Below are 13490 nucleotides of genomic sequence, written 5' to 3' on the forward strand. Positions count from 1 at the left end.
CCGCGACGATTGGGAGCAGACACTGGAGACCCTCGGGGCGCTCTATCGTCAAGGATGGGTACCAGACTGGAAAGCGTTTTATGCCGGTTGCGGTGGCCTGCAGGTCGAGCTGCCAGCGTATGCCTGGGACCGCCCCGTTACGCTCTCGACGCGCCCTACGTCGACTAATCCATACCATTTGCCACTCGCACCTGTCGTACCTCAACGGTTTATGAGAGCCGACACCATGGACGCTAGCCAGGTGTGCTACCTGAAAAGGCTGGTGGCGAGTAATGACATCTATTTGGAGCACCATCGCCTGTTCGGCCACATTGTGGCCCCTGGCGCCATGCATGTGGCGATACTGATTACCGTCTTTAAAGATCTCTATAACGATCAGCTGTTTTCGCTCAAGGACATCATTTTTCTCCAGCCATTGCGTTTTGAGGATGATGAAGAACGCGAGATCAAAGTGGATATTCATGTCAGTGCTGACGCGATGGCGCGTTATACCTTGTCCAGCCGCAGAGTGTTCCACCAGGACGTAGTCGTGGACGCTGAACAGGATTGGATGACCCACCTGGAAGGTTACGCACTGCCTCTGGGAGCGAGCGACCTGGATGTGGATCGAGTCACACCACTCACCGCTGCATTGTTCGACCAATCGCGGCAATTCGATGCACAGGCTTTTTATCAGGACTTCAAAAACCGTGGGTATGACCTTGGCAAGGAATACCGCTGGCTGCAGCAGGGTACGTTTGATCGACATCTGTGCACCTGTTCGCTGGCCAATCCTTTGGCCGTGAATACTTCCGGGGAGTACCTGCTGTCGCCGGGTCTGATTGACTCTTGCTTCCAGATGATGGGGGTCAGCCTGACAGCCGATACCGCGATCATGGAAACCGGTGACATTTACATCCCCTTCCATATTGAAAACATCACGGTTCACCAGTGCGAGCTTACTCAAGGTGGCCTGATAAGCCAGGCCCGCGTGACCCAAGGGGATGAACGCAGCAGTGAGGTGTATGGGGCGATCAGATTGCAGAACAATCACGCCGAGCTGATTCTCGATATCCAGGGTTTCTCGGCAAAGAAAGTTGAAGGCTTCGTGCCAGAGTTGTCTCGCCCTGGCCTCTCGAGGCTGCTCTATCAGCCGGTCTGGAAGCGGGGCGAGTTGGTAGCGCAGGGTGATGCACAGACGCAACCGAACTACTGGTTGATCTTTGGTGATGATGGGGGCGTCGCCTCGGAGTTGGTTTCGTTGTTGCGAAAGGCTGGAGCTGAATGCTTGCTGATACGCAGAGAGGAGGCAGCTGAATATGCCCTTTCTGCAGACACAACACGTCCATCACTTATGGCGTCATTGCTTGCTTGTGCGCCAGCCGCCGGCAAGCGTGTTGGCGTGGCTTATTTATGGGGAGTGGACACGCCTGCCGTCATGGGCACGCAGGAGCAAGCAGCGAAGCACCTGCTGGAGCCATTGTTGACGATAGTACGCGAGTGTGCCGAATACGAGCATGCCGAGGCGATCAGGAAAGTTGTTGTCGTGACGCGGGCTGCGCAGACCCTGGATGGGCAGCGGGCCGCCACGTCACTGTTGCCGGCCTCGCTCTGGTGTGCGGCACGTGTCGCGGCCAATGAACTGACCTCTTTGTCGACGCTGTCTGTTGATCTCGACCCAGCTGCAACTCAGACGGATATTGCGATTTTGGCACAGTGCATGAGTGCTTCGACTGGTAAGGAAGAGTATGTGATCAGGGAGGGCAGCATCCATGTGCCTTCGCTGGTGGCCAAGAGCCTTGGCGGTGCGGTAGAGGGCGCCGTGGTGCATCCGGATAGTACTTACCTGATCACCGGTGGCCACGGTGACCTGGGCATGCTGACCGCTCAGGCCCTCATCGAACATGGGGCGAAGCATATCTTGTTGATGGGGCGCAAACCGCCGACCAGCCTACAACTGACGCGCCTGGCTTCGATGAAGGAGCAGGGAGTGAACGTTGCCACCTGTTGCTGTGACGTCGGTGACAGGCAAGACCTGGAGCGGGGACTTGCTCCTGCGTTAGCACTGCTTCCTCCGCTCAAGGGAGTTGTGCACGCAGCGGGTGTCAGTGACGACGCCTTCGTGCTCAATGAAACCTGGGAACACTTCTGGCAGGTCGCTCAATCAAAGATGGCCGGCGCCTGGAACCTTCACGAGGTGACCCGTCCACATGAGCTTGATTTTTTCATTCTTTATTCGTCGATAGCGTCAATTCTGGGCCCGGCAGGGCAGGCTGCTTATGCCAGCGCGAATGCCTACATGGACGCCTTAGCCCAGTACAGGCGCACACTTGGCGCTCCTGCGCTGACCGTTAACTGGGGTGGCTGGTCAGAGACGGGAATGATGGCGAAGGTCAGCCAACGCAACATCGGCCGTATGCAGAATGCCGGTATCGAACTGCTACAGCCAGAGTCCGGGTTCGCCTTGATGAAGAGGATGTTCAGCTCTGCCGATGACCAGTGGCTGGTTGTCTCGCTGAATGAGAAGAAGCTCAAAGCCAATGTGAAACGAGCTGACTTCCCTCTCATGTTTAAACGAATGGCCTTCCTGACCGACCCGCTCATGGTTGAAGGCGTCGGTGGTGATGCGCAGCCCTCCAGCGAGAGGCGAGCAGAGCCTCTGGAGCTCAACGAGGCAGGGATCAGAACCTATCTCACGGGACTGTTGGAGTCTACGTTGCTGGAAAAAATAGAAGCGTCTCAACATCACAAGTCGCTGGTTTCCCTAGGGCTTGATTCGATGATGGCTTTGGAAATTAAGACATGCATAAAAAATGATGCAGGAGTGGACATCCCGATCCTCAAGCTGCTGGAAGGCGCTTCCATCGACTCCCTCTGTACGCTCATTTCGTCCCAGGCTGTTCCGAATGGAAATGCGGGCGATGCTCATCAAACCTTGAACGCCACTCGTCGCGTGAGAATTGAACTATGAATGCTAATGAACTCTTGCGGGTCCTGTCAGAGGCGAACGCGGAACTTGAAGTGAGTGGCGACAAGTTGTTCGTCGACTGCGGTGAGCATGCCTTGACCAACGCCCACATGGAGGCCTTGAAAGTCCACAAGGCGGTCATCAAAGACATCATCGTCAATGAGATAGGGGAGGGGACGGTTCTGCCGCTGTCGCACCGGCAACGTGATATGTGGACAGTCTGGAAACTCAATCCTGCCAGCGCGGCCTACAACATCGCGTTTTCAGCAAAGCTGCAGCCGGGTGTCGACCAAGTCAGATTGTGCAAAGCGTTTTCCATACTGTTGATGCGTCATCGCATCCTGCTGTCACGCTTTGTCGAATTGGCCGGTTTACCTTTTCAGGCGTTTGACAAGGGCCTGGCTCCTCAGGTTGTCAGTCACTCGGCCAATAACCTGACCGCCGAACAGGTCAATGAGCTGCTTGAGATGGAATCGGATCGCGCGTTCGATCTGAAGCGTTGCGCACCGATCCGGGCCTCGATTCTGGAAAATACGTTCCCTGATACAGGGGCAGCAGAAGCTTACCTGACATTGACGGTACATCACATTGCAGCTGACTTCGTCTCGCTGGGAATATTGACTCGGGACCTGTCGCATATCTATTTCGGCCTGGAGCAGGGGGCGTTGGAGGCCCCCGAGCCAAAAAACGCCCAATATGTAGATTTTGTCCGATGGGAAGCCGAACAGCTTCACGCCCGGGGTGAGGCATTGGCCGAGTACTGGATTCAGAGAATCCCCGAATCCCTGCCGACACTGGAGATGCCGAGTGATCGTCCGCGGCCGGTAGTCTCATCGGGGGCAGGGGAATGCCATTCCGTTCCAATTGATCCGGAAACCTGGCAGCGCTTTTCAGCACTGTCCAAAAAGTGCGGTGTAACGCCTTACATTGCGACGTTGGCATTGATTGAAATATTGCTCTACCGCTACACAGGGCAAAAGGACTTGCTGATTGGTTCGCCTGTTTCCAACAGGGACATGATGGCGGCGCAAGAGGCTATTGGTGACTTCGTAAACCCGGTGGTATTCACGTCCGATATTGAGCCCGGCGAGCACTTCGAAGTGTTGCTGACCAAGGTCAGGGATACGGTGCTGGGGGCGTTGGAAAACCGTATCTATCCGTTCTCCTCTCTGGTTCAGGCCGCGAATCCGCCTCGAGTGGCAGGGGCCTCGCCATTGTTCCAGGTGTCGTATATCTGGCACCAGGGCAGCTTTGAGGGCCTGGCAGAAGAAAACGCACCAACCGACAACGCACTGTATAGCCAGGTCATGGACTCCTCTCGCGTCAGAGGCTCGGCAAACGATATCAGCTTCATCATCGTGCAGATGAATGAAGAAGTTCAGCTGCGACTGACTTACAGCACCGACCTGTTCGACAGGCCGACCATGTCTTTGTTGGCGCGGCACTTTCTGACGCTGATGAAAAATGTCATTGAGCAGCCACGTCAAGCGATCGGGCAGTTATCCATGCTGGCCGACGAAGAGCGGGCGCTGCAACTCGAACAGTTCAATCAGACACAGGTCGCTTATCCCGGGCAACGTTTGATCCATCATTACTTTGAGCAAGAAGCAGGGAACAACCCGAATGCGTTGGCTGTTATTGCCGGTGCTGACAAACTGACTTACCACGAGCTGAACGAGCAGGCGAATCGACTTGCTCATCAACTTATCCTGCTCGGTGCCGCCGCTGACAAACCGATCGCGATTTGCGTTGAGCGTTCTACCAGCATGATGATCGGGCTATTGGCTATTCTAAAGTCTGGCGCCCCTTACCTGCCGCTGGAGACGTCGTACCCCCAGCAGCGTCTGGACTATATGCTCGAACATGCGGCGCCCCAATTGCTGGTCTCGGAAAGCAAACAGGCAGCTCGATTTACCGATTATCAAGGGCTCACTGTACTGCTTGATCGTCCTGGGGACTGGGCGGATCAATCCTGCTCAAACCCTGGTCGGGCGATAGGCGGCGAGCAGCTTGCCTACTGCATATATACCTCGGGTTCCACGGGTGAACCCAAAGGAGTAATGAACACGCATGGAGCGATCCTGAACCGGCTGCAATGGATGCAAGCAACCTATCCGATAGGGAGCAATGATCGTGTTTTGCAGAAGACCTCATTTTGCTTTGACGTGTCAGTCTGGGAGCTTTTCTGGCCTTTGATGACCGGTGCCGCTGTCGTAATGGCCGATCCGGTTGCATACCGTGACCCCGTCTATCTGCGTGACCTTGTCGAAAGCGCTGGCATTACCGTCTTGCACTTCGTGCCCGCCATGCTGCAAGGGATAATGGATGCCGGCCTGAAATGGGAAGGGGCCAGGCTGCGCTACGTTTTCTGTAGCGGCGAAGCGCTGAAGTCCGCCACCATGCACAAGGCCTTGCGACTTTGGCCCGACTGCACGCTGCATAATCTTTATGGTCCGACGGAAGCTGCCGTTGATGTGACCTATTGGCAATGTGTTCCCAGCCAAGAGCACACCGGTGTCCCTATTGGCATGCCGATCGCCAATACCAGAATTTATATTCTCGATGCCGAGATGAATCTCTTGCCGATAGGGGCCAAAGGGGAGATTCATATCGGTGGCAGTGGGTTGGCCAGAGGCTACCTGAAGCGTCCCGATCTCACCGCAGAACGTTTCGTCCCTGATCCTTTTGATCCGCAGGGAGGTGGGCGGTTATACCGTACGGGGGACCTGGGCCACTACCTGCCTGATGGCAACATTCAATATATCGGTCGAGTCGATCACCAGGTAAAGATTCGTGGATTTCGCATCGAGTTGGGTGAGATAGAGGCAGTCCTCAGTGGCCTGGACGACGTCAGCGATGTCGCCGTGCTGCTGCATGAGGAGGCCGATGGCGATAAAAAACTGCTGGCGTTCGCCGTTGCCTTGACGGGGCGTGAGTTGAACGCTGATCGCTTGCGCGAAGCCGCATCAAAAAAACTGCCGGAGTATATGGTGCCGGGAGTGTTTGTTCTTCTCGATGCGATGCCCATCACGGCCAACGGCAAGATAGATCGCAAACAGTTACCCATCCCCCAGGACCTGCGCGTCAATCGGCGCGACAGCTACATCGAGCCGAGTGGTGAAGTCGAGGTGGCGTTGGCCTTGTTTCTGGCCGAGTTGCTCAAGCTTGATCGGGTGGGAGCACAGGACAGTTTCTTTGACCTGGGTGGGCATTCCCTCCTGGCTATTCAGCTGTTGTCGAAGATCCGGGAAACCATGGGCCTGGATATTTCACTACTCGATTTTTTCAATGCGCCTACGGTCGCCGGGCTGGCACGCAAGATAGCAAAGGTCCAGACGCCAGCCAGGGAGCTACCGCCCATGATGGCAGTGCCTCGTGGAGAGTTGTTGCCCCTGTCTTTTGCGCAGGAAAGACTTTGGTTCCTGAGCCAGCTTGAACCCGAAAGCGGGGCGTACAACGTGCCCGTGACGTTGAGAATCACCGGCCCATTGGATACGCATGTCATGGAGCGGGCGCTGAATGCACTCGTAGCGCGCCATGAAATCCTGCGCACGCGTTTTGTGACACGAGAAGGCAAGCCACTGCAACATATCGAGTTGCCTGCGTGTGTGAGCCTGTCGGTCATTCGCCTGGAGCATCTGCCTGAGCAGGAGAGGGAGCGTTCGGCGTTGGCGCTGTGCCGTGAACAGGCCGCGCTACCTTTCACATTAACCGACGCAAGGTTGATCAGGGCGCACCTTTATCAGTTGTCGGCGCGGGTATTCATTTTCAACGTCACTCTCCATCACATCATTACCGATGGTTGGTCGCTCGGCGTCATGGTCCAGGAGCTGGGTGTGCTCTATCGGGCGTTTTGTAATGACACAGAGACCGGGCTTGCTGCGACAGAGCTGCAATATGCCGATTACGCGTCATGGCAGCGTGAATGGTTGCTGGGAGGGGAGCTGGATCATCAGCTGCAGTACTGGCGTGAGTCGCTGGCGAATGCACCTACGGCGCTCAATCTACCGACTTCCTTCCCGCGCCCGGCGAAACAGGGCTATCGCGGTGCCGTTCACGCTCATGTGCTGGATGCGCAATTGATCGACTCCCTCAATCGCCTCAGCCAAGCGCAGGGCGCAACGCTGTTCATGACCTTGATGAGCGCCTTCAGCGTGCTGCTTGCCCGCTACAGCGGACAGAACGACTTGTGTATCGGTTACCCGATCGCGAATCGTAGCGGCGAGAGTCTTTCGGGCATGCTGGGCTTGTTTGTCAACAGCCTGGTACTCCGTACTCAACTGGATCCGCAGCAACGGTTTACGGAGCTTTTGTCCATGACTCGGCAAAAGACTCTCGAGGGGTACATGCATCAGGATGTGCCTTTTGAAAAACTGGTCGATGCCTTGCAGCCTTCTCGCGCCTTGACGCGCTCACCGCTGTTCCAGGTCATGTTCGCGCTGCAGAACGTCTCACAGCAGATGCCTGAGATCGCGGGGCTGTCTTTTGACAGGCTCGATCTGGACATCGGCATCGCCAAGTTGGATCTCAACGTTACGGCCAGCGAGTCGTCGCTTGGTCTGGAAATGGGCTTCGAGTACAACACCGATCTGTTTGATGCTGATCACATCGCTCGTATGGCGATGCATTTCGAACAGCTCCTGCGAGTCGTCGTGGCGGCGCCGGAAACCCGCATTGGTGGTATTCAGTTTCTTGGCCGGCAAGAGCAAGTCAGGCAACGTGAGTGCTGGAACTCGACCGCAGTGGCCTATGATGACCGTGCAGAGAGCGCAGTGGCGTTGTTCGAGCAGCATGCCATCCGTACACCAAAGGCGATAGCCATCGAACTGGACAATGGTCAGCAGGTTTCCTATGAGGTCCTGAATGCCAAGGCGCAGGAGATTGCCGATTTCCTTCACTGTGCGGGTGTCGAGAAGGGGGCCATCGTAGGGCTCAGCGTCGAGCGTTCTTTCCTGCTCATTGCCGGTGTATTGGGGATCATGAAGGCCGGGGCGGTGTTGCTCCCGCTTGATCCTGGCTATCCCGTCGCTCGCACCAGGTATGCACTCACCCACGCCAGCGCCGCGATGGTCCTGACCCAGAAGCACCTGGTTGCTGAGTTGCCGGAAACCCCGGCCCGTCAGGTCTGTCTGGATGAGCCGTGGCCTTGCGCTGTGCAGGGGCAAGTAGAAACAGCTGTTCAACCGGCCGATCTCGCCTATGTGATATACACCTCCGGGTCCACCGGCAATCCTAAAGGTGTGATGGTGACGCAGGAGGGGCTGACAAATCTGCTGCTTGCAATGAAGGAGAAAACCGGCCTCGACCATCAAGGCGTGGTACTGGGGTTGACCTCCTTCTCCTTCGATATCGCTTATCTGGAAATGCTGCTGCCGCTTGTCTGCGGCGCTCGGCTGATTCAGCCTTCCTCGTCGAGGGTGGCTGACTTCCAGGCGTTGGCCAAACTGTTGAATCGCAGCGACCTGACCCTCGTGCAAGGAACGCCTGCCACGTGGCGAATGCTGCTGGAACAGAAGGTATGGCAGCGCCAGGCTTCATCGTTCTCGATCTTGTGTGGCGGCGAAGCGCTGCATGCTTCCCTGGCGGACGAACTGCTAAGCGCCGGTATTCGCGTCTACAACATGTATGGCCCGACCGAAACGACCATCTGGTCCTCGATGTATCAACTCACGTCTGATGAAACACTGCAGACGGTCCCCATTGGCTACCCTCTGGCCAACACGGCCATTTACATTACTGATGTCGAGATGAACCTTTTGCCTACAGGAGCAATTGGTGAGATTTACATTGGTGGTGTTGGGTTGGCACGGGGCTACCTGCATCGGCCGGATCTCACGGCCGAACGGTTTGTCCCTGATCCCCTCAGTACTCGGGGAGGAGAGCGGTTATACAAGACCGGTGATCTGGGTTTCCTTTCTGAAGAGGGTTGCCTCAACTTTGTGGGGCGCTCCGATCATCAGGTAAAAGTACGTGGGTTCCGCATCGAACTCGGCGAAATTGAATCGGTACTCAATGGGGCTCCCGGTGTCAGTGAGGCTGTGGTGCAGGTGCATACCCAAGAGGAGGGTGATGCACGGCTGATCGCTTACGTGGTTGTTGAAGAACAAGCACAGGTGAAAACCGCATTTCTGCGCCAGTACCTTGGCCAGCGGCTGCCGGACTATATGTTACCTGGGCTGTATGTCTACCTGGATAGTCTGCCCCTTACGCCTAACGGGAAAGTCAATCGCCTGGCGCTTGCTGCTTTGGAGCATCAAGTTCAGAGTGTCGAAGAAACACGTGCCATGCCCAACACCCAGACTGAAAAGCGCCTGGCCGGGATCTGGTCTCACGTGTTGAAGCGCGACGCCAGCAGTCTCAGTGAAAACTTCTTTGAGTCAGGTGGCCATTCGCTTTTGGCTGCTCAAATGATATCGAAGATACGTGAAGACTTTGAGATTGAGCTACCACTGCTGGCCTTGTTTGATAATCCGACACTGGGTGCACTGGCTCGCGCAATTGACGAACAGGACCAGGTGACGAGCGACGACGTTCCACTGTTGGTAAGCGATCTTTCCCGTCTTGAGGAACCGTTCGCCTTGACCTCTGTGCAACAGGCCTATTGGGTCGGGCGCCGTGAGTCGATGGTGATGGGTAATATCGCTACCCATGTTTATTCCGAGATCACCTTCCCTGAACTGGATGTGTCCCGGCTGAGCACTGCCTGGAACCGTGCGATTCAACGCCACCCGGCATTACGCAGTATTTTTCTGGCCAACGGGACTCAGCAGATCCTTCGCGACCCGGGTACCTACGAGATTGTGTACCAGGACCTGAGCGCCGCCGCCCCCCAGGAGTCGGCAAGACAGTCTGAGACATTGCGTGCCGCCATGTCCCATCAGGTATTCGAGCCTCACGTCTGGCCTTTATTTGAGCTCAAGGTGCTGCGAAGTGCGCAGGAATTCAGGTTGTTCGCCAGTATCGATGCGCTGATCATGGATGCCTGGAGCTACCAGATTCTCCTTGCGGATGTCGTTGCCAGCTATCAGGACTTGCAGGTTGAGCCTGAGCCGCTGTCGCTTTCTTTCAGGGACTACGTTTCATGGACGGAGAAAGTCAGGGAGACCTCCGGTTTCAGCAACGCCAAGCGTTACTGGCTGGACAGGCTCGCCACGTTGCCGGCCGCCCCCAATCTACCGTTACTGAAACGACCTGAAGAGGTCAGGAAACCGCAGTTCGAACGCCGTGACCGCTTCCTCAGTGCCGCACAATGGCAAGGCTTGCAGAAGCGTGGGCAGCAACTCAACGTCACGCCGACAGTGGTATTGCTCACCGCGTTTACTCAGGTGTTGTCGCGGTGGAGCGGTGATGAGACGTTTGCCCTTAACTTGACGTTATTCAATCGTCCACCTCTTCATCCCCAGATCAATCAGTTGGTCGGCGATTTTACATCGACGACGCTGCTTGAGGTCGGTGGCATGGCAGATGCCTTCGGTACCCGGGCCGTTGCCATGCAGAGGCAACTCTGGGCAGATCTGGAGCACGTTGCCTTCAGTGGACTGGATGTCATTCGTGCATTGGCCCAGCGCAGCTCTGATGGCAAGCCGGGCTTGATGCCGGTGGTCTTTACCAGCGCGATTGGTTTTGGCTCGGCGCAGGAGGGTGAGCTGGATGCCGATGGGCTGCTCGCAAAACTTGGAGCGGATGTCGACTATCAGATCAGCCAGACCCCTCAAGTATGGCTCGACCATACGGTACGCGAAGCGCAGGGGCGTCTGTATCTGTGTTGGGATGCCGTCGAGGAGCTTTTCCCTGACGGCATGCTCGATGCGATGTTCGAGGTGTATCTGGAGCTGCTGGAGAAACTGGCAAGCGATGAATCCGCTTGGCGAGTCCCTTTCGGCAATACATTACCTGCTGGCCAGCGGGCCACGCGTGAGCAGTTCAATGCGACGAGCGTCCCTCGTCAAGCCGCCACTCTTTCAGGGCTGTTTGTCGACTCCGTGGCTCGGCGTCCACACGCGCTGGCACTTATCGCGCCTGACAGGACGTTCACCTATGAGGAGCTTTATCAGGCTGCCGCGAGTGTCGCACAACAATTGATGCGCATCACCCAGGGGCGAAATGAACTGATCGCCGTAGGGCTGGAAAAGGGATGGGAGCAAGCAGTGGCCTGTCTGGGCATTCTGCTTGTTGGGGCTGCGTACGTCCCCATTGATCCTGATTTGCCGCAGCAGCGCCAATCCGCGCTATTTGTGCAGTCGGGTGTACGCCTGGTGATTGTGGGGGCACTGCCGATGGCGTCAGCGACAGTCAATGGCGAGCCGCAATTTCTGTCACTTTACGCGCTGCTTGAAGCATCTTCCGTGCAGGTACCGCTGATTGAGCCGAAGCAAGATGATCTGGCTTATGTCATTTTCACTTCCGGTTCTACCGGAACGCCCAAGGGTGTAGCCATTGACCACCAAGGGGCTTGCAATACCCTGGTCGATCTGAACAAGCGCTTTGGTGTTGATGAGCACGACAGAGTCTTTGGTCTCTCATCCTTGAGTTTCGATCTCTCGGTGTTCGATATATTCGGTACGTTGGCGGCCGGTGCAACGCTGGTTATTCCCGGGAAGAAAGCTACACACAATCCAAGCGAATGGTGCCGGCTGATTGTCGAACACGGAGTAACCATCTGGAACTCGGTGCCTGCGTTGATGGGGCTATTGATCGATTACGTCCACGACCGAAAACTCGACATATCCGCGAAGCTGCGCCTGGTCATGCTCAGTGGCGATTGGATTCCTCTGCCTCTCGTCGCTCAAGTGCACAACGCATTGCCATGCGCCGAGTTGATCAGTCTGGGGGGCGCGACGGAAGTGTCTATCTGGTCGGTGTTTTACCCGGTGGAGACGGTCCCGGATGGCTGGTTGAGCGTGCCATATGGTGGTCCGCTGGAGAACCAGTGCTGCTACATCCTTGATGAAAAAGGAAATGACTGCCCTGACTGGGTAACCGGCGAGCTCTACATCGGTGGACGTGGTGTAGCCAAGGCGTACTGGGGCGACGCCGTAAAAACAGCCAACAGCTTTATCCCTCACCCTAATACCGGAGAGCGGATTTACAAGACAGGCGATCTGGCCCGTTTCCGTCCTGAAGGGCTGATTGAGTTTATCGGCAGAAAAGATACCCAGGTCAAACTGCACGGTAACCGAATTGAGCTGGGGGAAATCGACGCTGCCGTTGCACCGTCGCTGGCCAGTCAGTGCATTACATGCCTGGAGAAGAGAGCAGGAAAAGTGGATGCTCTGGTCTCATATGTCGTCGCGCCGAAGGAGGCGAGCGGTATGGGGGGCGAAGGTGCAGCGAGTGAGCTGAAGGCGCGGATACGCAAGCATCTGTTTGCCACTTTGCCAAGCTACATGGTGCCCAAGGAAATCATCCTCATTGATCAGCTACCGCTGACGGGCAACGGGAAAGTGGATCGGCAGATGCTGGCCCGCAAGTACGACAGCGTGCTGGCCAGCGCCTCTGTGATTTCTGATGACAACGCCCCGGCCAGCGTGAGTTCGACGGCCCGGGATATTGCACAGATGGTGGCAGGCATCCTCGCCCTTGACAGCGTTGAGCCTGAGGAAAACTTGCTCGAGAAGGGAATGACCTCCCTCGAATTCATTCGAGTTTTCAACCTGATTGAGGAGCGCTACCAGGTACGCCCGGACATTGCCGAGCTCTATCGTGAGCCCAGGGTTTCAACGCTGGTCAGAAGTATCGAGAAGCATCAAGGGGTCGTCAGTCAAACGGTAAGCAGCTCCGATGAGCTCCTGGTACTTCCCGAACAGCGAGCGGCGTTCAAGGGCTCACGAAAATATCTGCGGGAGCAAGGGATTACTGGTGAAAAAACCTCGTTCCAGTATGGAACCGGCTTTACCGAGGCTACGCATATCCAACGCCTGATGCAGAGAAAGACGGCCAATGAGTTTGCCGATCGGCCGGTGGGGTTCGATGAGTTTATTTCCTTGCTCAACATGCTGTCTTTCGTTGAGCAGGGTGGAGCATTACGCGCACTTTATCCTTCCGCGGGTGGGCTCTATCCGGTGCAGGTTTACGTACAGATAGAAAGGGGGCGAGTCGCGGGCTTTGAAGAGGGCGCTTATTACTTCCACCCGATCAACAAGCAACTGGTCCGGTTGAGCCAAAGCACGCCGATCACGGCGCAAAATCATTATCCTGCGAATCAACTGATGGCGGCAGCCACCTCGTTCACGTTGTTCCTGGTGGCCGACTTGTCTGCGATCAGTCCCTTGTATGGCGATGCAAGCAGAGACATGAGCTTGATTGAGGCGGGAGCAATGCTGCAGTTGTTGATGACGGACTGTCAGAACTACGGAATCAACTTGAGGCCCATCGGCGGCGTTGTTTTTGATGGTGCCAGGGACGCATTGCAATTGTCTTCGCGGCATCTGCTGCTGCATACCATTCTGGCGGGGGCCTCGCCGCAGGCCGCTCATCAACTGTCCGATCCCGAGACCAGCGGGTACATACATCTGAGTATTTAAGGGCTGTACGGCAGCGCACG

At 56.2% G+C, this 13490-nt stretch carries 2 protein-coding genes; both read left to right on the forward strand.

Annotation, left to right across the window (positions count from 1 at the left end; all coding sequences use genetic code 11):
- Nucleotides 1–226: 226 nt before the first annotated feature.
- Complete coding sequence (locus AACY49_RS03040; protein ID WP_339521567.1) at nucleotides 227–2950, forward strand: type I polyketide synthase; 2724 nt, start codon at nucleotides 227–229, stop codon at nucleotides 2948–2950.
- On the forward strand, nucleotides 2947–13470 hold the full coding sequence (locus AACY49_RS03045; RefSeq protein WP_339521568.1) for a non-ribosomal peptide synthetase: 10524 nt from the start codon (nucleotides 2947–2949) through the stop codon (nucleotides 13468–13470). Before AACY49_RS03040 ends, AACY49_RS03045 begins: the two co-directional genes overlap by 4 nt.
- Nucleotides 13471–13490: the final 20 nt, after the last annotated feature.

It is taken from the genome of Pseudomonas sp. EL_65y_Pfl2_R96, assembly GCF_963970905.1.
Classification (GTDB): Bacteria; Pseudomonadota; Gammaproteobacteria; order Pseudomonadales; family Pseudomonadaceae; genus Aquipseudomonas.